This window comes from Mycobacterium rhizamassiliense, assembly GCF_900157375.1.
Taxonomy (GTDB): domain Bacteria; phylum Actinomycetota; class Actinomycetes; order Mycobacteriales; family Mycobacteriaceae; genus Mycobacterium; species Mycobacterium rhizamassiliense.
In genome coordinates, this window is sequence record NZ_LT721901.1 from 981,340 (window position 1) to 1,000,651 (window position 19,312).

The window sequence follows — 19,312 nt, forward strand, 5'->3', positions numbered from 1 at the left end:
CCACTATCTCGACGTCAACACAAGACGGAGAGGAAGTGCAGCCATGACCGCTCTGAAGAACCGCATCGCGGCCTCGATCCGGCGGGCCGTTCGCGACGTCGTGCTCTGCGAGCGCGAGCCGGCCAACAACGCGTCGGCCTATTCGTTTCTCTACGTCTGACGCGGGGACAGCACCTGCGGGTGATCGCGCACCAGGCGCTCCCATTCGATCTTGAACCACGGCGTGAAAGTGTCAGGCGCGCTTGCGATCTCGTCGTTCAACGCCTCCGGCGTGACATAGCGCCAGGCCGCGATCTCGTTCACGTTCGGGCGGGGTTGCTCGGCGCTGCGCCCGGCGTAAACCCAGCACACCTCGTGCTCGCCGCCTTGCGCGTCGTACTGCGCCTGGTATTGGAACTTGAACAGGAAGTCCAGCTCCGCGGCGAGGCCGAGCTCCTCGCGCAAGCGGCGGGGGGCCGCGTCGTCCACCTGCTCGCCCGACCGCGGGTGTGAGCAGCAGGTGTTCGACCAGTAGCCCGGCCACAGGCGCTTGTTCTGCGCGCGCTGCTGGATGAGCAGTTCGCCCGCCGGATTGAATACGAACACCGAGAACGCGCGGTGCAGCGTCCCGCTGCCGAGGTGCGCGTCGGCCTTCGCCAGGAAGCCGACCTCGTGGTCGTCGCTGTCCACCAGGATGAGCTGATCGTCGTCGCTCGAGACGACCCGGCTGTCGGGCTCTGAACTGTTCAAGCCACTCCCCCGTTCCTACATTTACGACGCTCCGTCACGGAATTAGCATCTCAACTGTTGTACCTCGCGCTGATCCACGGCATCTGTCGCCGTCCGGGCGCAGGCATGGGAGGGGGCCGACGACGATGGTTCAGACCGGCCGAACGGCCCCTGCCCTGATCCGCGCCCGAGCACTGATCATGGCCGGCCATCCGATAGCGGTGACCGGCATCAGCGCCCTGACCGGCGCGTTGGCGGCGCAGGCGGCGCCGCACGGCTTCGGGCCCGTGTTGACCGCACCCGCCATGCTGGCCGGCCAGCTCTCGGTCGGCTGGTCCAACGACGCCTCGGGCGCACCCCGGGACGCCGCAGCTGGGCGGACGGACAAGCCGATCGCCACGGGTGCGATCAGCGCGCGGGCGGTGTGGATCGCGGCCTTCGCGGCGCTGCTGGCGGCGCTGGCGATGTCGCTGGCCATCGGCGTGGCGACCGCGATCGTCCTGGCGGTGATCGTCGGCGCGAACTGGACCTACAACCTTGTCCTGAAGTCGACACCGGCCGATGGCCTCATCCTCGTCCCCGCGTTCGGCCTGATACCCGCCTACGCGGCGAGCACGCTGCCGGGTCATCCCGCGCCGACGTGGTACGCGACCGCGGGCGCGGCCCTGCTCGGCGTGGGTGGCCACTTCGCGACCGTGCTGCCCGACCTCACCGCCGACCGGGTCACCGGCGTCAAGGGCATGGCGCAGCAGATCACCGCCCGCTGGGGCATCACGGCAGCCCGCGGCGTCGTGCTGGTCTTGGTGCTGTCGCCATCGGTGCTGCTGTTACTGGCCTCGAGCCGCCCGTGGTTCGCGCTTGGGGGGCTGGCCGCCGCCATCCCGCTTGCCGTGATCGCCACCCGCGGCCGGGGCAAGGTGCCGCTCTGGGCCGTGATCGGCGTCGGGGCCGTCGACACCGTGATCTTCGCCGTGGGCGGGTGCTCGCTCACCTGAGGCCTCTGGCCACGAAATACATTCGCGGGTAACGTCTTTCACGGGCGAACCCACCCGCACCTGCGCATCCGGTTCGCCGTGTCGTCGTTCGCGCAGAAAACGGGTAACCGAGAACAACCGGCCCGCCGAAAGGCGAGGCGTCACGACTGCGACATCCATCGGCCACGTGGAGTCGTACGGTGTACATGAGCTGCGGAGACCATGGAAACCAGAAGGAAGCCAGGCACCGGAAGGGATCAGCATGTCGCGCCATCGCGTCGTCGTCATCGGTAGTGGATTCGGCGGGCTGAATGCGGCCAAGGCGCTCAAGCGCGCCGACGTCGACGTCACCCTCATCTCGAAGACCACCACCCACCTGTTCCAGCCGCTGCTCTATCAGGTGGCCACCGGCATCCTGTCCGAGGGCGAGATCGCCCCGGTCACCAGGCTGATCCTGCAGCGGCAGAAGAACGTCCAGGTGCTGCTCGGCGAGGTCTGCGACGTCAATCTCACGGCCAACACGGTGACATCGAAGCTGATGGGCATGGAGACTGTGTCGCCCTTCGACAGCCTGATCGTGGCCGCCGGCGCCCAGCAGTCTTACTTCGGCAACGACGAGTTCGCGACCTACGCGCCCGGGATGAAGACGATCGACGACGCGCTGGAGCTGCGCGGGCGCATCCTCGGCGCGTTCGAGGCCGCCGAGTTCACCGACGATCCCGTCGAGCGGGAACGCCGGCTGACGTTCGTCGTGGTCGGCGCCGGACCCACGGGCGTGGAGGTGGCGGGCCAGATCAAGGAGCTCGCCCACCGCACGCTGAAGCAGGCGTTTCGGACCATCGAGCCCCGCGACTGCCGGGTGATCCTGCTCGACGCCGCGCCCGCGGTGTTGCCGCCGATGGGCGAGAAGCTGGGCCTCAAGGCGCAACAGCGGCTGGAAAAGATGGGCGTCGAGGTCCAGCTCAACGCGATGGTCAGCACCGTCGACTACCTGGGCCTCACGGTGAAAGACCAGGACGGCACCGAGCGCCGGATCGAATGCGCGTGCAAGGTCTGGGCCGCCGGCGTCCAGGCCAGCTCGCTGGGCAAGATCATCGCCGACCAGTCCGACGGCACCGAGGTCGACCGGGCGGGGCGGGTGATCGTCGAGCCCGACCTGACCGTCAAGGGCCATCCGAACGTCTTCATCGTCGGCGACCTGATGTCCTTCCCCGGCGTGCCCGGCATGGCCCAGGGCGCGATCCAGGGCGCGCACTACGCCACGACGTTGATCAAGCACATGGTGAAGGGCACCGACGACCCGGCGACCCGAAAGCCGTTCAGCTACTTCGACAAGGGCAGCATGGCGACCATCTCGCGGTTCAGCGCCGTCGCACAGGTCGGCAAGCTGGAGTTCGGCGGCTTCATCGCCTGGCTGGCGTGGCTCGGGCTGCACCTGCTCTATCTGGTCGGCTTCAAGAACAGGTTCACCACGGTGATCGCCTGGTTCATCACCTTCCTGGGCGACGGGCGCAGCCAGATGGCCATCACCAACCAGATGATGTACGCCCGGGTGGTGACGAACTGGATGGAATCCCACACCCAGGAAGCGATGGAGGCCGAGGCGGCCGAGCAGGCCCGAGAAAGGGCGGCGGGCTAGCTGAGGGCCTGGTCGATATCGGCGATCAGATCGTCGGTGCCTTCCAGGCCGACCGAGATCCGCACCACGCCGTCGCCCAGCCCGATCGCGGCTCGGCCCTCCGGGCCCATCGCCCGGTGTGTCGTCGTAGCGGGATGTGTGACAAGCGATTTGGCGTCACCGAGGTTGTTCGAGATGTCGATCAGCGCCAGCTTGTCCAGCACCTCGAAGGCCCGCTGCTTGGCGGCGCCCTCGGCCGCCTTCAGCTCGAACGTGAGCACCGTCCCGCCGCCGGACATCTGCCGCTTGGCCAGGTCGTACTGCGGATGCGACGCCAGATACGGGTAGCGCACCCAGCTCACCGCCGGATGCGTCTCCAAGAATTCGGCGATGCGGTGTGCCGAAGAATTGCTGTGCTGCACGCGAATGGCAAGTGTCTCAAGGCCTTTCAGCAGCACCCAGGCGTTGAATGCGCTCATCGCCGGGCCGGTGTGGCGCATCAGCTTCTGCACCGGGCCGTCGATGTACTCCTTGTCGCCCAGGATCGCACCGCCGAGCACCCGGCCCTGGCCGTCGATGTGCTTGGTCCCGGAGTACACCACCACGTCGACCCCGAGCGGAAACCCTTGTTGCAGCAGCGGCGTGGCAAAGACGTTGTCCAGCACCACTTTTGCACCCGCGGCATGGGCCAGCTCGGTGACCGCGGCGATGTCCACCAGCGACTGCATCGGGTTCGACGGTGTCTCGAAGAACACCGCCTGCGTGGGCACCGACAGGGCCTGCTCCCACTGGGAAAGGTCCTCACCGTCGACGAAGACGGTCTCGACCCCCCAGCGCGGCAGGATCTCGTTGCACACCACGAAGCACGATCCGAACAGGCTGCGCGCGGCCACCAGTCGATCGCCCGCGCCCAGCAGCGCACCCAGCGAGGTGAACACCGCGGCCATGCCGCTGGCCGTGGCGAATGCCGCTGGCGCGCCCTCGATCAGGCGCAGCCGCTCCTCGAACATCGTGACGGTGGGGTTGCCGTAGCGCGAGTACACGAAGTGGTCCACCTCGCCGGTGAACGACTGCTCCGCGATGGCCGCCGTCGGGTAGATGTAGCCCGACGTCAAAAACATCGCCTCGGCGGTCTCGTCGAACCCGGACCGCAGCAGTCCGCCGCGCACTCCAATGGTGGCTTGGTCCACGCCGTCGGGCAGCGCCTTCGGGGTGCGGACCGAATCGCTATCGGTCATCGCGGGATCAGCCCTGTTTCCACGGCAATCCGAGTGCGCGCCAACCGGTTTCGCCCCGGTGTCCCAGCGCGTCCAGATTTCCCTCGAAGCCGTCCAGCACGTTGTAGGACGGGGCGATGCCCGCCTCTGTGGCGACCTCGGCGGCACCGATGGAGCGGTTGCCCGAGCGACACAGGAAGACGACCGGCCGTTCCCCCTGCGCCGACGGCACCTGCTCCTGCAGTTCTTTGAGGAAGTTCTCGTTGTGGCGCCCGTCGGACGTGTTCCATTCGATGTAGACCACGTCGCGGCCCAAGCTGGACAGATCCGGCACCCCGACGAACCGCCATTCCGCGTCGGTGCGCACGTCGACCAGGACCGCGTCAGGGTTGTCGCTGAGCAGCTTCCATGCGTCCAGCGGCGTGATGTCTCCTGCGTAGCTCATTCGCGTGAGTCTGGCATATTCAGCTGGGCCGCTGCGAATCCGTGGTCGCCGCACCGGACAGGGCGGCGGCCGCGTCGCGGGCGCGGTCACGGGCGGCCGCGACATCCGGGCCCATGGCCAGCGCCACGCCCAGCTGCCGCGTCGAGCCCCGGCCGAACACGCGGAGGTCGGTCTCCGGCACACCGAGCGCGCCGGCCAGCGCGTCCGCGCTGAGCGACCCGGCGGCCGGTGCGCGGTCGCCGTCGCGCCCGCGGTTGATCGCGCGTGCGGCCGCCGGCGAGATCATCAGCGTGTCCACCGGCAGACCCAGGATCGCGCGGGCCTGCAGCTCGAATGCCGAAAGCCGCTGGCTGCGCAGCGTCACCCAGGCGGTCTGCGGCAGCCGGGCGCTGATGCTGGCGAAGTACACCTCGTCGCCGTTGACCATCAGCTCGACGCTGAACACGCCGCGGCCGCCGAGCGCCTTGACGATCCGCGCCCCGATCGACTTGGCGGCGTCGGTCGCGGCCGGGGTCAGGTGCTGCGGCTGCCAGGATTCCTGCACGTCACCCTGGACGCCGCGGTGCCCGATGGGCGAGCAGAACTCGATCACCGGACCCTTCGGGCCCTCGCTGCGGATTGCGAGCAGCGTGACGTAAAACTCGACCTCTACCACCGTCTCGGCCAGCACCCGCTGCCGCTCGGGCGGCGCCGATCCCACGGCCCGCTCCCAGGCCGTCTCGAGGTCGCCGGGCCCCCGGACCACCGAACGCCGGTCGCCGACGGGCCCGGCGGCCGGTTCGACCAGCAGCTGCGAGCCGGCGTGGGCGGCCACCGCCTTGAGGTCGCCCAGCGACCCGACGAACCAGAACGGCGCGGTCGGCAGGCCCAGCTCGTCGGCAGCCAGCCGGCGCAACGCTTCGCGGTCGGAGGTGAGCCGGACGGTCCGGGCATTGGGCACCAGCTCGGTGAGCTCGTGGTCGTGGTCGGCCGCCAGCGACTCGAGGGCGTCGACGGAAACCGCATCGGCGGCCGTCACCACGAAGTCGGGCTGCAGCCGCTTGATCAGCGCCGACACCTCGCCGTCATCGGTCATCGGCAGCACCAGCGATTGGTCGGCCACCGAGTGCGCGGGCGCGTCGGGGTGGTCGTCGACGGCAATCACCTCGGCGCCGAGATGCCGCAGGGCGATCGCCAGCTCGCGGCTGAGTTCGTCGGATCCGAGCAGGACTATTCGGGGCCGCAGGGGCTCATGCTGTCCTTCGGTCACGCCATCGGTCACGAGCTAAGGATATGTGTGCCCGCAGCGGGGCGGCGGATTCCTCAGGGCTGGCCAGGAAGTAGCTGCACCATCAGGCCGTTGGCTTCGGCCAACAGCGTGTCCCCAGAGTCGCGGGAGTCGACCAGTTCCGCGGAGACGAACGCCTTGCGTCCCTCGGTGCGGTCGACCCGTCCGCGCACCACCAGCGGCGCGTCGATCGGGGTGATCTTGCGGTAGTCGACGTGCAGGAACGCCGTGCGGCTGATCGGCCGGTTCGACGCGTGCGACACCATCCCAAACATGTGGTCGAACAGCAGCGGCAGCACCCCGCCGTGCACGGCCATGTTGCCGCCGACGTGAAAGCGGGTGAAGTGGCCCCGCATCTCGCAGCCGTCGGGCTCGTAGCGCGTCAACGTCCACGGTGGCAACAGCAGACTGCCCATGCCGGGCAACCCGGGTGTCCGGCCGGACGGCGCCTGGCCCTCGATCGCGGACTGAAACGGCCCGAGCAGCTCGGCCAGCGCCGCGACGCGGTCGGCCGCGTCGTCCCACACGTCGTCGGCCGGGTCGGCCGACACGGACAGGTCCTGCAGCCGGCGCATGGCCGCCACGAAGCGCCCGAATCCGGGACCCGGGCTGGCCACCCCGTATTCGGGGAAACCGCCGTGGTGTTCGTACTCCGGGTCGAGCTCTTTGGGATCGGGTTCGGTCACCGCCGCGCCGCCAGCACGTCGCGGCGCACGATGGTCTGATCCCGGCCCGGGCCCACACCGATGCACGAAACATGGGCTCCCGCAAGCTCTTCCAGCCGCAACACGTAGTCACGCGCTTTGGCGGGCAGGTCGTCGAACTCGCGCGCGGTGGAGATGTCCTCCCACCAGCCGGGCAGCTCCTCGTAGATGGGCTCGGCGCGGTGCAGCTCGCTTTGGGTCATCGGCATTTCGTTGGTCTGCACCCCGTCGACCCGGTATCCGACGCACACCGGCACGGTCTCCAGGCTCGACAGCACGTCGAGCTTGGTCAGGAAGTAATCGGTGATCCCGTTGACCCGGGTGGCGTAGCGGGCGATGACGGCGTCGAACCAGCCGCAGCGGCGGCGCCGCCCCGTGGTGACGCCGAACTCGCCGCCCGTCTTGGACAGGTATTCGCCGTTCGCGTCGAACAATTCGGTGGGGAACGGGCCCGAGCCCACCCGCGTCGTGTAGGCCTTGAGGATTCCCAGCACCGTGGTGATCCGGGTCGGCCCGATGCCGGACCCGACGGCCGCGCCGCCCGCGGTCGGATTCGACGACGTCACATAGGGATACGTGCCGTGGTCGACGTCGAGCAGCGTGCCCTGCGAGCCCTCCAGCAGCACGGTCTCGCCGCCCTCCAGCGCCTCGTTGAGCAGCAGCCGCGTGTCGGCGATGCGGTGCTTGAAGCCCTCTGCCTGTTCCAGCAGGGCCTCGACCACCTGATCGGGATCGAGCGCCTTGCGGTTGTAGATCTTGACCAGGATCTGGTTCTTGAGCTCCAGCGCGCCCTCGACCTTGTGGGTGAGCAGCTCGGTGTCGAGCACGTCGGCGACCCGGATGCCCTGGCGGGCGATCTTGTCCTGGTAGCACGGCCCGATGCCGCGCCCGGTGGTGCCGATCTTCTTGTTGCCCATGTAGCGCTCGGTCACCTTGTCGATGGCGACGTGGTAGGGCAGCAGCAGGTGCGCGTCGGCGGAGATCAGCAGCTTGGAGGTGTCGACGCCGCGGTCTTCGAGGCCCTTGAGCTCGTCGAGCAGGACGCCGGGGTCGATCACCACGCCGTTGCCGATGACGTTGGTGACCCCGGGTGTGAGCACGCCCGACGGGATCAGGTGCAGCGCGAAGTTCTCGCCGGTCGGCAGTACGACCGTGTGCCCGGCGTTGTTGCCGCCCTGATAGCGCACCACCCACTGCACACGCCCGCCGAGCAGGTCAGTGGCTTTACCTTTGCCCTCGTCGCCCCATTGGGCGCCGATGAGGACGATTGCCGGCATGGCATGCTCCCGCTTGGTCTCGCCTGCTTATTGTGGTCCAGCCGGGGACCCACCTTATCCCAGCGGCTTGCGAGGAGCGTCGTGATTACCACCGTGGCGGTGTTGTTGTTCGGCGATGCGCGCACGCCCGCGCCGCTGCGCGACCTGCCCGTTCACCGCGTCGACGGGCCGGCCGACATCGACGCCGCGATCGGGCCGTACGGGCGGCTGGCGGTGGTCGGCACCGACGCCGACCTGGCCGCGGTGCTGAGCAGGCTGCTGCGCGCCGAACGCCTCGACGTCGAGCTCGCCTACGTCCCGCCGCGGCGCACCCCGGCCACCCGGGTGTACCGGCTGCCGGCGGGACGCCGCGCCGCCCGGGCCGCCCGGCTCGCGACGGCCCGGCGGGTCACCCTGATCCGCGACGAGACCGGCGCGGTGATCGTGGGCCGGGCCGACTGGCGGCCGCCGGACGCGGGGCAGTCGCTGCACGGCGAGGCGGTCGTCGACGACACGGTGTTGTTCGACGGCGACGCCGCCGGCGTCCGCATCGAGCCGACGCTGGCCGTGCCCGGCCTGCGGACCTCGCTTGACGGCGGGCACCGGCCGTGGCGCCGCTGGGTCGCCGGCCGCGCCGCACAGCTCGGCTGCACCGGCGTTGTGGTGGTGCGCGACGGCGTCCCGGCATCCCGCAGCGCGCGCCGATCGACGTTTTACCGCCACGTCGAGGGCTGGTTGCTGGTCCGGTAGTTTCATCCGGTGAGCTTCCCCAGGGCCCAGGAGTCGGTCCGGCCCAGCCCGATCTTTTTAGTCCTCGTCGGCGTGACGGGTGTCGGCGCCCTGCTGGCCTGGCTGGCCGGGGCTACCGTGCGCCCGCTGTCCTACGCCGGGGTGTTCGTCTTCGTGATCGCCGGCTGGCTGGTTTCGCTGTGCCTGCACGAATTCGGGCACGCCGCGACCGCGTGGCATTTCGGTGACCGCGACGACGCGGTGCGCGGTTACCTGACGCTGGATCCGCGGCGCTACACCCATCCCGGGCTGTCGCTGCTGCTGCCGATGGTGTTCATCGCGCTGGGCGGGATCGGGCTGCCCGGCGCCGCGGTGTACCTGCGGACGTGGTTCATGACGCCGATGCGGCGCACCCTGGTCAGCCTCGCGGGACCGGCGGCCAATCTGGTGCTCGCGGTGCTGCTGCTGGTGCTGACCCGGCTGTTCTTCGACCCGAACCACTGGGTGCTGTGGGCGGGCGTGGCGTTCCTGGGACTCCTGCAGATCATGGCCGTGATCCTCAACCTGCTGCCGATCCCGGGGCTGGACGGCTACGAAGCCCTGGAGCCGCACCTGAGCCCGGAGACGCAGCGGGCGGTGGCCCCGGCCAAGCAGTACGCGGTGTTCATCCTGCTGTTCCTGTTTCTGGCGCCGGCGGTCGGCCAGTGGCTCTACGCGATAGCCGAATGGTTCTTCGAGTTCTCCGGGACGCCGTCGCTGCTGGCGAGTGCCGGCAGCTCGCTCACCCGCTTCTGGAGCCAGTGGATCTAGCGCTTGCAATATATGCGTCGTTACGCATATATTGATCGCTCATGGGCGCCGGACACAGTCACACCCCTGCCGAGGCCGATGCGTCTCGGATGATCCCCCGCATGATCATGGCCGCGTCGATCCTGGCGACGTTCTTCGTGGTGGAACTGACCACCTCCCTGTTGATCAATTCGCTTGCGCTGCTTGCCGATGCGGGGCACATGCTGACCGACGTCGTCGCGGTGTTCATGGGGCTGGCCGCGATCATGCTGGCCAAGCGCGGCAGCACGTCGCCCGATCGCACCTACGGCTGGCATCGCGCGGAGGTCTTCACCGCGGTGGCCAACGCCGTGCTGTTGGTCGGGGTGGCGCTGTTCATCCTCTACGAGGCCATCGAACGCCTCGGTAAGGGCGCGGCCGTCCCCGGCGTCCCGATGATCGTGGTGGCGCTGGCCGGACTGGTCGCCAACTTCGTGGTCGCCATGCTGCTGCGCTCGCAGTCCGAGGGCAGCCTGGCCGTCAAGGGCGCGTACATGGAGGTCGTCGCCGACACCGTCGGCAGCCTGGGCGTGCTGATCGCGGGCATCGTGACCGTCACGACGCACTGGCCCTACGCCGACGTCGTGGTCGCCGTGCTGGTGGCGCTATGGGTGTTGCCCCGCGCGTTCGCGCTGGCCCGCGCCGCGCTGCGGATCCTGTCCGAGACGTCGCCGGAACACATCGACGTCGAGGAGCTGCGCTCGGCGCTGGGCGCCGTCGACGGCGTGACCGAGGTGCACGACCTGCACGTGTGGACGCTGTCGCCGGGCAAGGACATGTGCACGGTGCACCTGACCAGCTCGAGCGACTCGGCCCGGGTGCTCAGCGACGCGCGGGCGGTGCTGCACGACCGCGGGCTCGAGCACGCCACCGTGCAGGTCGAGAACCCGGACCGCAGCGGCGACTGCTCGGAGACGTTCTAGGCCTAGTGGCCCAGCGCCTTGCGGGCTTCGGGATCGCAGTCGTCGAGCAGGTCGATGCAGCGCCGGTACTCGTCGGTCTCACCGATCGTGTCGGCGGCGTGCGCCAGCGCGGCCACACACCGCAGGAAACCGCGATTCGGTTCGTGCGAATACGGGACGGGGCCGAAGCCCTTCCAGCCGTTGCGGCGCAGTTGGTCGAGGCCGCGGTGGTAGCCGGTGCGGGCATACGCGTAGGCCGTGATGGCCTTGTCGTCGGCCAGGGCGTCCTCGGCGAGCGCCGCCCAGGCCACCGAGGCCGACGGGTGCGCGGCGGCGACGATGCCCGGTTTCTCTCCGGCGAGCAGCGCGGCCTCGGCCTCGCTGTCACCCGGCAGCAGTATCGGATCAGGTCCTAGGAGGTCACCCATCGGCGTCATGGCTTCCATTCTGCCGTTGCCGCTCGGGTCGCTAAGCTCCACTCATGCCTAACGCATCGGAGCCAGACCGCACCGGCGCGACGCCCGGCGAGGAGCCGGGCGCGGAGCAGGCCGAAGAGGCGACCGAAAACTATCCCCTGTTGCCCCCTGATCCCGAGACCGAGACCGTGGTGATCAACAGGCCCGAGCCGGGCCACGAGCCCGAGTCGGACCCGGAGGGTCAGCAGCCCGAACGGCGATTCACCGCCCCGGGCTTCGACGCGAAGGAAACGGCGGTCATCTCGACCACGCCGGATCCCGCGACGGAGGTGTTCGCCACACCGCCCACCCAGCCAGTCGGGACGGGGCAACCGCCGCCGCCGTTCCCGCCGGGGCAGGCTCCCCCGATGTCACCGAAATCTGCTGTGCCGCAATCCTTTCCGGGCCGCGAAGGCGGCAAGCTGCAGTCGTTGGGCAAGAACTTCAACTGGGGCTGGGTGCTGGCGATCACCGTGATCGTCCTAGCGCTGGCGGCCATCGCCATTCTGGGCACCGTGCTGTTGACCCGCGGCAAGCACGCGAAGGCGTCGCAGGAAGACCAGGTCCGTCAGACCATCCAGTCCTACGACGTCGCGGTGCAGCGGGGCGATCTGACCTCGCTGCGCACCATGACGTGCGGGACCGCCCGCGACGGGTACGTCGACTACGACGAGCGCGCGTGGGACGAGACCTATCACCGGGTTTCGGCAGCCAAGCAGTTCCCGGTGATCGCCAGCATCGACCAGGTCGTCGTCAACGGGCAGCACGCCGAGGCGAACATCACCACGTTCATGGCGTTCGACCCGCAGACCCGCTCGACCCGCAGCCTGGACCTACAGTTCCGCGACGATCAGTGGAAGATCTGCCAGTCCCCTACCGGCTAGCCGCCCAGCGACTTCCCGGCGCAGTGCAGGTCGTTGCAGGCCTCGACCACCCGCTGCGTCATCGACGCCTCGGCGGCCTTGAGGTAGCTGCGCGGGTCGTACACCTTCTTGCTGCCCACCTCGCCGTCGACCTTGAGCACGCCGTCGTAGTTGGTGAACATGTGGCCGGCGATCGGGCGGGTGAACGCGTACTGGGTGTCGGTGTCGACGTTCATCTTCACCACGCCGTAGCCCAGCGCCTCCTCGATCTCCGACTTCAGCGAACCCGAGCCACCGTGGAAGACGAAGTCGAAAGGCTTTGCGCCGTCGGATAACCCGAGCTTGGCCGCCGCGACCTGCTGGCCCTGGCCCAGGATGTCGGGGCGCAACTTGACGTTGCCCGGCTTGTAGACGCCGTGCACGTTGCCGAATGTCGCGGCCAGCAGGTACTTGCCGTGCTCGCCGGCGCCCAGCGCGTCGATGGTCGCCTCGAAGTCCTCGGGCGTGGTGTAGAGCTGGTCGTTGATCTCGTTGTCGACGCCGTCTTCCTCGCCGCCCACCACGCCGATCTCGATCTCCAGCACGATCTTGGCGGCCGACGCCTCCTTGAGCAGCTCCTTGGCGATCACCAGGTTCTCGTCGATCGGCACCGCCGAGCCGTCCCACATGTGCGACTGGAACAGCGGGTCTTTGCCGGCCGCGACGCGGCGCGCCGAGATCTCCAGCAGCGGGCGCACGTAGGTGTCCAGCTTGTCCTTCGGGCAGTGGTCGGTGTGTAACGCCACGTTGATCGGGTACTTAGCCGCGATGGCACGAGTGAACTTAGCGAGCGCGACGGCGCCGCTCACCATGTCCTTGACCCCCAGCCCGGACGCGAATTCCGCACCCCCGGTGGAGAACTGGATGATGCCGTCGCTGCCGGCGTCGGCGAAACCCTTGATGGCGGCGTTGACCGTCTCCGACGACGTGCAGTTGATGGCCGGGAAGGCGTACGAGTTCTCCTTGGCGCGGCCCAGCATTTCCGCGTAGATCTCGGGCGTTGCGATGGGCATGACGTTCCTCCTGGACGGACTGCGATCGGCTAAGTATCGCAACACCGCGTTGCCGGCGGGCAGCCGCCCGGGGACCGGTAAGTTGTGACGACATGAGCACCGCCGTGACGGCCCTGCCCGACATCATCGATCCGATGTTCTGGATCGGTCCCCAGGGCCTTTTCGCCTCCGCAGTGCTGCCGACCATCCTGGTCATCGTCTTCGTCGAGACCGGGCTGCTGTTTCCGCTGCTGCCGGGCGAATCGCTGCTGTTCACCGGTGGCCTGCTGGCCGCCCACGGAACGCTCAACATCTGGGTACTGGCCCCCGCCGTCGCAGTGGTTGCGGTGGCCGGCGATCAGACCGGGTATTTCATCGGCCGCCGGATCGGCCCGGCGCTGTTCAAGAAGGAAGACTCGCGCTTCTTCAAACAGCACTACGTGACCGATTCACACGCCTTCTTCGAGAAGTACGGACCCGCGGCCATCATCCTGGCTCGCTTCATGCCCTTCATCCGGACGTTCACGCCGGTCGTCGCGGGCGTCTCGTACATGCGCTACCCCGTGTACCTGGCGTTCGACATCGTCGGCGGCGCCCTGTGGGGCGGCGGCGTGACGATCGCCGGCTATTTCCTGGGAAACGTGCCGTTCGTGCACCAGAACCTGGAAAAGATCATCCTGGCCATCCTGTTCGTGTCCATGCTGCCGGCGTTTATCGCCGCGGGGCGCGGCTATCTCGCGCGCCGGCGCGCAACCGAGGAGGACCCGGAGGAGACGCGGGTTCCCGACTGATCGCCGGCTTTATGCGACGAGGAAATCGCAGCCGGTCTTGGCGCGCACGTCGGCGACCGTCACGCCCGGGTGCAGTTCGGTGAGGATGAGGCCGCGTTCGGGGTCGACCTCGAAGACGCACAGGTCGGTAATGATCATGTCCACCACCGCTTTTCCGGTCAGCGGCAGCGAGCATTGCTTCAGGATCTTGGGGCTGCCGTCCTTGGCGGTGTGATCCATCACGACGATCACGCGCTTGACGCCGGACACTAGGTCCATCGCCCCGCCTGGGCCCTTGACCATGCGGCCCGGGACCATCCAGTTGGCCAGGTCGCCGTTCTCGGCGACCTCCAGCCCGCCCAGGATGGACAGGTCGATGTGGCCGCCGCGGATCATCGCGAACGAGTCGGCGCTGCTGAAGAAGCTGGAGCCGCTGATCGTGGTGATGGTCTGCTTGCCCGCATTGATCAGGTCCGGGTCGACATCGTCGTCGGGCGGATACGCCCCGATGCCGAGCAGCCCGTTCTCGGACTGCAGCGTGACGTTGATGTCGTCGGGGATGTAGTTGGCGACCAGCGTCGGGATCCCGATGCCCAGGTTCACGTAGTAGCCGTCGCGCAGTTCCTGGGCGGCGCGCTTGGCCATCAGCTCCCGGACGGGGCTGTCCTTCTTGGCCGCCGCGCCATCGCTGGTGGTGCGGAATTCGATCCGCTTCTCGTAGGCGGGGCCCTCGATGATGCGGTCGACGTAGATGCCGGGGGTGTGGATCAGGTCGGGATCCAGCTCGCCGACCTCCACCAGCTCCTCCACCTCGGCCACGGTCACCTGGCCGCAGGTGGCGATCATCGGGTTGAAGTTGCGCGCCGTCATTCGGTAGATGAGGTTGCCCGCGGTGTCGCCCTTCCATGCCTTGACGATCGCGATATCGGCCCGAATGCCTTCCTCCAGCACGTATTCCGTGCCGTCGAAGACGCGCATGTCCTTGCCCTCGGCGAGCTGGGTGCCGAACGCGGTCCGCGTGTAGAAGCCGGGAATGCCTGCGCCGCCTGCGCGTAACTTCTCGGCCAGCGTGCCCTGCGGAGTGAGGGACAGGTCCAGCTCGCCCGCCAGCACCTGGCGCTCGAACTCCTTGTTCTCCCCCACGTACGAGGCGATGACCTTCTTGACCTGCCGCCCCTTGAGCAACAGCCCCATGCCGAAATCGTCGACGCCGGCGTTGTTTCCGACGATCGTCAGGTCCTTGATGCCGCTGTCGACGAGGGCCTGGATCAGGTTCTCCGGAATGCCGCAGAGCCCGAATCCACCGGCGGCGATCGTGATGCCGTCCTTCAGTAGGCCCTGCAGGGCCGACTCGGCATCCGGGTGGACTTTGCTGCGGGTCATCGAAGCTCCTCTGCGTTCACGCGGTGACCTTACCTGCGGCCTCCATCAGCATCCACCCCGACAGCTGCACCGACAGATCCCGCTCGGCGACCGCGGAGGCGTTCACCGCACCCGCGACGAACTGCGCCCGCCGCCCGCCCTCCGCGGGCACCTCGGCATCGCGATCCCAGAAGGCCCCGAAGACCGGCAGCCCCTCGAGCGTCTGCCGGTAGTCCCACGCCGACTTCGCCGAGGCGAGCACGATGCTGCGCGCGGTGTCGCGGGCCACGACGTCATCGGCGGACTCGCCCGGCAGCGTGGTGGCCACCAGCGCGAGGTAGCGCGCGGTGATGCCGGCGAACAGGCCGCCGTCGCCGCCGCCGGCGCCGCGCAGCACGCCCGCCGGCGCCATGTGCTCGCCGACGGCCGCGACCAGGCGGTGCACCCGCGCGGCGTGCCGGTCGGCCGTCGTGCGCGCGGCGAGCTCTGTTTCGAGTCCGAGAACCACGCCCTGGCAGTAGGTGTACTGCGGGCGCACCAACGAGCCGTCTTTGATGCCGTCGAACACCAGGTGGGTTTCGGGGTCGATCAGCGTTTCGTCGATCCAGTCCGCTATCTGCTGGGCCCGCCGCAGCTGGCCGTCGCGGCGGGCCAGGAAGATACCGGCCGGACCGTTGGCCGGGGCATTGAAGAACTGCTCATGCTTGCGCCACGGGATGCCTCCGCCGTCATCGGGGACCCAGGCGTCGAGGAGCTGTTTGGTGAGCTTGGCCAGCGCACCGGTGCGTTCGACGCCGACCACTTGCGCGGCGCGTTCCAGCGCCAGCGCCAGCCACGCCATGTCGTCGTAGTAGCCGTTGGTCCAGCGGAAGGTGTTGCGCAATCGATGCGACCGGATCTGCCGTTTGATCCTGGCGTGCCGCTGCGGCTGCGGGTCGCGCATTTGCGCGTCGATCAGGCAATCCAGCAGATGCGCCTGCCACCAGTAGTGCCAGGTGCCGAACAGCCGCTCCCGGCGCGCCGCCGGCCAGGCCACCACGCCCAGCTGCGTTTCCGGCAACCCCCACAGTCGCCGCAGGTGTCGTTGCGCGACAGCGGCTTCGGAGCTGGCCGCCCGGTTCCCCCATAGCTGGTCCATACCTGTCGATCCTGCCCCACGCCGTGCGGGGCGGGGGGTCGGCCTTCACCAGGCGCGGCTGAGGTCCCCGTGCTGGCGAACCCAGGCGTGCATCGCGATCCCGGCGGCGACGCCGGCGTTGATGCTGCGCGTCGAACCGAACTGGGCGATCGACACCGTGAGCGCCGCGCCCGCGCGGATGTCCCCGGTGATGCCGGGGCCCTCCTGCCCGAACACCAGCAGGCACTCCCGCGGCAGCGCCGCCTGCTCGAGTCGCGCCGCCCCAGGCACGTTGTCCACCGCGACCACCGTCAACCCGGAATCGGTTGCGAAGCCCAGCAATTCGGCGATGGTGTCGTGATGACACAGCCGTTGGTAGCGGTCGGTCACCATGGCGCCGCGGCGATTCCAGCGCCGGCGGCCGACGATGTGCACGGTGTCCACGGCAAAGGCGTTGGCGGTGCGTACCACCGAACCGATGTTGGCGTCGTAGTCGAAGTTCTCGATCGCGACGTGCAGCGGATGACGGCGCGTGTCGATGTCGGCGATGATCGCGTCGCGGGTCCAGTAGCGGTAGGCGTCGACGACATTGCGAGTATCGCCGTCGCGCAACAGGATTGGGTCATACCGCGGGTCGTCGGGCGGATCGCCCTCCCACGGCCCGACGCCGCTCACCGATGCCCCCCATTCGGTGGGCCCCGGTTCGGTCACCGCGTCGTCCAGACGCCGGCATGGGTGCCGACGATCGCCACGGTCGCGTAGAGCAGCGCGTCGTTGATCTCGCCCTGGGTGCACATCGACGCGTCGACATGCACGGCGTCCAGCGATGCGTCGGGCAGCACCAGCACCGACGCACCGTACGTCGCGCACGCCGGGTTCAGCCCGCGGCCGGGCAGCGTCGGCGCGGTCAGCAGCATCATCGGGCCGCCGCGCTTGGCGGAGTCGTCGCGATAGCGCTGGGCGACCGCGTCGGCCTCCAGACCCAGCAACATGTAGCCGTTGCCGGAGAACGCGCCGGGGTCGCCGAGCTGGGCCTTGGTCACCGGGGTTCCGTCGGCGCGCCAGGCCGACAGGCTGGTGGTCTTCACCACCAGGCCGGTGTCGTTGACGTTGGTCGGCATCAACCCGACCGGGAACGCCGCCGGATAGGCCGCCGAGGTGTCCGCGATGCGGTCGCGCGGCGAGTAGCCGTACACCCCGCGGACCTGGCTGCGGTCCTTCAGCGGGCCCAGGCACACGGTGCCGGTCAGCCGGTCGGGCTGCGCGGACAGCAGCGGGGAGCGGATGTCGTGCACGGTGGTCATCGCCATCTCGCAGCTGCCCACGGCGGCGGACTCCATCGGGTGGGCCAGCGCCCCGTAGAACCCGAACCGTATGTCGTCCGGCTTGGCGTGCGGCGCCTTGGGATCCGCCGGGGACGCGTCGACGTCGACCAGCACGTAGTCGCCGTCCCAGCGCAGATTCGCCACCGCCATGTTCCAGCCCAGCAGCGCCAGCGATTCGCCGATCCGCGCTCGCTGTGCCCCGTAGGGGCGCCCGGGATCGTGCGAGTTCGAGCAGCCCGCGAGCACAACCGCCAAGCAGGCGGTTACCGCGAGGAAGGTGCGCACGATGATCCCGCTGACGGCCTAGGCCAGCCCGAGATCGGCAAGGCCCAGCACGCTGCGGTAGGCGATCCCCTCGGCCTCGATGACCTCGGCGGCGCCAGTGGCGCGGTCCACCACGGTGGCCACGCCGATCACGTCACCGCCCGCCTCCTGTACGGCGTGCACCGCCGTCAGGGCCGAGCCGCCGGTGGTACTGGTGTCTTCCACCACCAGCACCCGTTGCCCCGACACCTCGGAGCCCTCGATAAGCCGTTGCAGCCCATGGGTTTTGGTCGACTTCCGGACCACGAAGGCGTCGATCGGGCGGCCGGGCGCGTGCATGATCGCGGTCGCGACCGGGTCGGCGCCCAGGGTCAGGCCCCCGACCACCGCGTAGTCCCAGTCGGCGGTGAGCTCGCGCATCAACTTGCCGATGAGTGCGGACGCCCGGTGCTGCAGGGTGGCGCGGCGCAGGTCCACGTAGTAGTCGGCTTCCTTGCCCGACGACAGCGTGACGCGTCCGTGCACCACCGACAGCCGGCTCACCAGGTCAGCCAGCTCGTCGCGGTCAGACATGACCGACAGCGTAGCGAAGGGTCCCGCGATTGCGGTGCAGAGGTTTTCAGTGCTGGTAGTTCGAGGCCTGATGGCCGTTGCGTCCGGGCGGCGGCTGGCGGCGCAGCGCATCCGGGCGCGCCTCCTCGCGGCGGACCGGCTCCGGGTTGCGGCGAGCGGCATCACCGATCAGTCCCGCCACGTCCTGGCCCTCGCGCCGGGGCGGCAGCTCCGCGCGCCCGGCCGGCGCCAGCGGACGGCTCGGCGCCGCGCTGCGCGGGCCCGGGGCCTCTTCGGCGTCGGAGGCCATCGGCGGCAGCACCCGAAGCAGGTCGTTGAACTGGCGCACCGTGCGCAGACCTTCGTCCCACTGGGTGCGTGTGCTGCCGACCGGCAACGCGACCAACGTCCAGTTCTGTTCGTTCCACATGATCTCGGCGCTGTCGGGTGCGGTGTGCGCGAAGGTGACCATGCGCCGGTCGCACGCCCGCCGGGCGGCGTCCAGGTTGGTGGAGTACACCATCCGCGGCCCGATGGCGCCGAGCAGCCAAATGTCGCTCTCGCGTGGCTCTTTGAGCCCCTTGAGCCGGAGATCGACGACGACGTTGGTGCCCACCTTGCGGTGCAGCGCGATCACCGTCGCGACTTCCTCGAGGTCGAAGATGTAGACGGCTTCGCCGCGGATCTGGCCCAGCACGACGTTGTAGGCGGGAACATCGCCCACCGTCGAGATGACGCCGCGCTTCCACCGCTTGAGGATGTCGGTCGATTCACGCTCGTAGTCGAAGCCATGCGATCGCGCCCACGATTTGCGACGCCTGCTGCGGCCGCGACGCCGGTCGACGTCGACGTACAGCAGCACCACCGCGCCGACAAAGCACAGCGCGGAGAGCGTGAACCATAGGGGGACCATCCCAAACAGGGT

At 68.9% G+C, this 19,312-nt stretch carries 21 protein-coding genes; 7 read left to right on the forward strand and 14 right to left on the reverse strand.

All coding sequences use genetic code 11. The features are described from left to right. Nucleotides 1-150 precede the first annotated feature (150 nt). The gene (gene idi, locus MRAB57_RS04940; protein ID WP_077086568.1) at nt 151-729 is read right to left on the reverse strand and encodes an isopentenyl-diphosphate Delta-isomerase; all 579 of its coding nucleotides are present in this window, start codon (nt 727-729) and stop codon (nt 151-153) included. A 179-nt stretch (nt 730-908) separates the two neighbouring features. On the opposite strand from idi, the gene MRAB57_RS04945 reads away from it, so the two are divergent. After that, nucleotides 909-1,703 carry a UbiA family prenyltransferase gene (locus MRAB57_RS04945; RefSeq protein ID WP_245835831.1) on the forward strand — a complete coding sequence of 265 codons (795 nt, stop codon included), beginning with the start codon at nt 909-911 and terminating at the stop codon, nt 1,701-1,703. Nucleotides 1,704-1,944: 241 nt separating this feature from the next. Next, nucleotides 1,945-3,321 carry an NAD(P)/FAD-dependent oxidoreductase gene (locus tag MRAB57_RS04950; protein WP_077086570.1) on the forward strand — a complete coding sequence of 459 codons (1,377 nt, stop codon included), beginning with the start codon at nt 1,945-1,947 and terminating at the stop codon, nt 3,319-3,321. On the opposite strand, the gene MRAB57_RS04955 is transcribed toward MRAB57_RS04950, so the two are convergent. The 5 genes from MRAB57_RS04955 to MRAB57_RS04975 are packed head-to-tail and all read right to left on the reverse strand — an operon-like array spanning nt 3,318 to nt 8,210. After that, entirely contained in the window at nt 3,318-4,538 is a 1,221-nt protein-coding gene (locus MRAB57_RS04955; RefSeq protein WP_077086571.1) for an O-succinylhomoserine sulfhydrylase, read from the reverse strand. The two genes, MRAB57_RS04950 and MRAB57_RS04955, sit on opposite strands and share 4 nt — an antisense overlap. 7 nt (nt 4,539-4,545) lie before the next feature. Beyond that, the gene (locus tag MRAB57_RS04960) at nt 4,546-4,962 is read right to left on the reverse strand and encodes a rhodanese-like domain-containing protein (RefSeq protein ID WP_077086572.1); all 417 of its coding nucleotides are present in this window, start codon (nt 4,960-4,962) and stop codon (nt 4,546-4,548) included. Nucleotides 4,963-4,981: 19 nt separating this feature from the next. After that, nucleotides 4,982-6,223: a formate-dependent phosphoribosylglycinamide formyltransferase gene (gene purT / locus MRAB57_RS04965; protein ID WP_077086573.1), complete on the reverse strand. Its 1,242-nt coding sequence runs from the start codon at nt 6,221-6,223 to the stop codon at nt 4,982-4,984. A gap of 41 nt (nt 6,224-6,264) precedes the next feature. After that, nucleotides 6,265-6,915, reverse strand: coding sequence for a PaaI family thioesterase (locus MRAB57_RS04970; protein ID WP_077086574.1), 651 nt, complete (start codon nt 6,913-6,915; stop codon nt 6,265-6,267). Next, nucleotides 6,912-8,210 carry an adenylosuccinate synthase gene (locus MRAB57_RS04975; protein ID WP_077086575.1) on the reverse strand — a complete coding sequence of 433 codons (1,299 nt, stop codon included), beginning with the start codon at nt 8,208-8,210 and terminating at the stop codon, nt 6,912-6,914. Before MRAB57_RS04975 ends, MRAB57_RS04970 begins: the two co-directional genes overlap by 4 nt. Nucleotides 8,211-8,294: 84 nt before the next feature. On the opposite strand from MRAB57_RS04975, the gene MRAB57_RS04980 reads away from it, so the two are divergent. Genes MRAB57_RS04980 through MRAB57_RS04990 form a run of 3 tightly spaced genes read left to right on the forward strand, consistent with a single transcriptional unit; the run spans nt 8,295 to nt 10,669 of the window. Further along, a complete protein-coding gene (locus MRAB57_RS04980) occupies nt 8,295-8,939 on the forward strand; it encodes a peptidase M50 (RefSeq protein ID WP_083743584.1) in 645 nt (214 codons plus the stop codon). Nucleotides 8,940-8,948: 9 nt separating this feature from the next. Then, the gene (locus MRAB57_RS04985; RefSeq protein ID WP_077086577.1) at nt 8,949-9,728 is read left to right on the forward strand and encodes a site-2 protease family protein; all 780 of its coding nucleotides are present in this window, start codon (nt 8,949-8,951) and stop codon (nt 9,726-9,728) included. A 41-nt stretch (nt 9,729-9,769) separates the two neighbouring features. Next, nucleotides 9,770-10,669, forward strand: a complete 900-nt coding sequence (locus tag MRAB57_RS04990) for a cation diffusion facilitator family transporter (protein ID WP_077086578.1) — start codon at nt 9,770-9,772, stop codon at nt 10,667-10,669. Nucleotides 10,670-10,671: 2 nt separating this feature from the next. Here MRAB57_RS04990 and MRAB57_RS04995 read toward each other — a convergent pair whose 3' ends face one another. Next, complete coding sequence (locus MRAB57_RS04995; RefSeq protein WP_077090396.1) at nt 10,672-11,085, reverse strand: DUF3151 domain-containing protein; 414 nt, start codon at nt 11,083-11,085, stop codon at nt 10,672-10,674. A 44-nt stretch (nt 11,086-11,129) separates the two neighbouring features. On the opposite strand from MRAB57_RS04995, the gene MRAB57_RS05000 reads away from it, so the two are divergent. Continuing rightward, entirely contained in the window at nt 11,130-11,987 is an 858-nt protein-coding gene (locus MRAB57_RS05000) for an Rv0361 family membrane protein (RefSeq protein ID WP_077086579.1), read from the forward strand. On the opposite strand, the gene fbaA is transcribed toward MRAB57_RS05000, so the two are convergent. Continuing rightward, nucleotides 11,984-13,018 (reverse strand): class II fructose-bisphosphate aldolase, encoded by a 1,035-nt coding sequence (gene fbaA / locus MRAB57_RS05005; protein WP_077086580.1) that lies wholly within the window; start codon nt 13,016-13,018, stop codon nt 11,984-11,986. The two genes, MRAB57_RS05000 and fbaA, sit on opposite strands and share 4 nt — an antisense overlap. A 92-nt stretch (nt 13,019-13,110) precedes the next feature. On the opposite strand from fbaA, the gene MRAB57_RS05010 reads away from it, so the two are divergent. Further along, nucleotides 13,111-13,788 carry a DedA family protein gene (locus MRAB57_RS05010; protein WP_077086581.1) on the forward strand — a complete coding sequence of 226 codons (678 nt, stop codon included), beginning with the start codon at nt 13,111-13,113 and terminating at the stop codon, nt 13,786-13,788. A 9-nt stretch (nt 13,789-13,797) separates the two neighbouring features. Here MRAB57_RS05010 and MRAB57_RS29370 read toward each other — a convergent pair whose 3' ends face one another. Genes MRAB57_RS29370 through ttfA form a run of 6 tightly spaced genes read right to left on the reverse strand, consistent with a single transcriptional unit; the run spans nt 13,798 to nt 19,300 of the window. Beyond that, nucleotides 13,798-15,150 (reverse strand): 3-oxoacid CoA-transferase, encoded by a 1,353-nt coding sequence (locus MRAB57_RS29370; protein WP_077086582.1) that lies wholly within the window; start codon nt 15,148-15,150, stop codon nt 13,798-13,800. Between the two features lie 16 nt (nt 15,151-15,166). Continuing rightward, nucleotides 15,167-16,267, reverse strand: a complete 1,101-nt coding sequence (locus MRAB57_RS05020) for a glycoside hydrolase family 76 protein (RefSeq protein ID WP_077086583.1) — start codon at nt 16,265-16,267, stop codon at nt 15,167-15,169. Nucleotides 16,268-16,312: 45 nt separating this feature from the next. Beyond that, a complete protein-coding gene (locus MRAB57_RS05025; RefSeq protein WP_077086584.1) occupies nt 16,313-16,957 on the reverse strand; it encodes a TrmH family RNA methyltransferase in 645 nt (214 codons plus the stop codon). After that, complete coding sequence (locus tag MRAB57_RS05030) at nt 16,954-17,856, reverse strand: hypothetical protein (RefSeq protein ID WP_077086585.1); 903 nt, start codon at nt 17,854-17,856, stop codon at nt 16,954-16,956. Before MRAB57_RS05030 ends, MRAB57_RS05025 begins: the two co-directional genes overlap by 4 nt. 18 nt (nt 17,857-17,874) lie before the next feature. Beyond that, the gene (gene pyrE, locus MRAB57_RS05035; protein ID WP_077086586.1) at nt 17,875-18,408 is read right to left on the reverse strand and encodes an orotate phosphoribosyltransferase; all 534 of its coding nucleotides are present in this window, start codon (nt 18,406-18,408) and stop codon (nt 17,875-17,877) included. Between the two features lie 46 nt (nt 18,409-18,454). Then, entirely contained in the window at nt 18,455-19,300 is an 846-nt protein-coding gene (gene ttfA, locus MRAB57_RS05040; protein ID WP_077086587.1) for a trehalose monomycolate transport factor TtfA, read from the reverse strand. Nucleotides 19,301-19,312: the final 12 nt, after the last annotated feature.

Coding starts and splice junctions, on each gene's coding strand:
- MRAB57_RS04945 (WP_245835831.1), top strand. CDS start 909: ATGGCCGGCCATCCGATAGCGGTGACCGGCATCAGCGCCCTGACCGGC.
- MRAB57_RS04950 (WP_077086570.1), top strand. CDS start 1,945: ATGTCGCGCCATCGCGTCGTCGTCATCGGTAGTGGATTCGGCGGGCTG.
- MRAB57_RS04955 (WP_077086571.1), bottom strand. CDS start 4,538: ATGACCGATAGCGATTCGGTCCGCACCCCGAAGGCGCTGCCCGACGGC.
- MRAB57_RS04960 (WP_077086572.1), bottom strand. CDS start 4,962: ATGAGCTACGCAGGAGACATCACGCCGCTGGACGCATGGAAGCTGCTC.
- MRAB57_RS04975 (WP_077086575.1), bottom strand. CDS start 8,210: ATGCCGGCAATCGTCCTCATCGGCGCCCAATGGGGCGACGAGGGCAAA.
- MRAB57_RS04990 (WP_077086578.1), top strand. CDS start 9,770: ATGGGCGCCGGACACAGTCACACCCCTGCCGAGGCCGATGCGTCTCGG.
- MRAB57_RS04995 (WP_077090396.1), bottom strand. CDS start 11,085: ATGACGCCGATGGGTGACCTCCTAGGACCTGATCCGATACTGCTGCCG.
- MRAB57_RS05000 (WP_077086579.1), top strand. CDS start 11,130: ATGCCTAACGCATCGGAGCCAGACCGCACCGGCGCGACGCCCGGCGAG.
- fbaA (WP_077086580.1), bottom strand. CDS start 13,018: ATGCCCATCGCAACGCCCGAGATCTACGCGGAAATGCTGGGCCGCGCC.
- MRAB57_RS05010 (WP_077086581.1), top strand. CDS start 13,111: ATGAGCACCGCCGTGACGGCCCTGCCCGACATCATCGATCCGATGTTC.
- MRAB57_RS29370 (WP_077086582.1), bottom strand. CDS start 15,150: ATGACCCGCAGCAAAGTCCACCCGGATGCCGAGTCGGCCCTGCAGGGC.
- MRAB57_RS05020 (WP_077086583.1), bottom strand. CDS start 16,267: ATGGACCAGCTATGGGGGAACCGGGCGGCCAGCTCCGAAGCCGCTGTC.
- pyrE (WP_077086586.1), bottom strand. CDS start 18,408: ATGTCTGACCGCGACGAGCTGGCTGACCTGGTGAGCCGGCTGTCGGTG.
- ttfA (WP_077086587.1), bottom strand. CDS start 19,300: ATGGTCCCCCTATGGTTCACGCTCTCCGCGCTGTGCTTTGTCGGCGCG.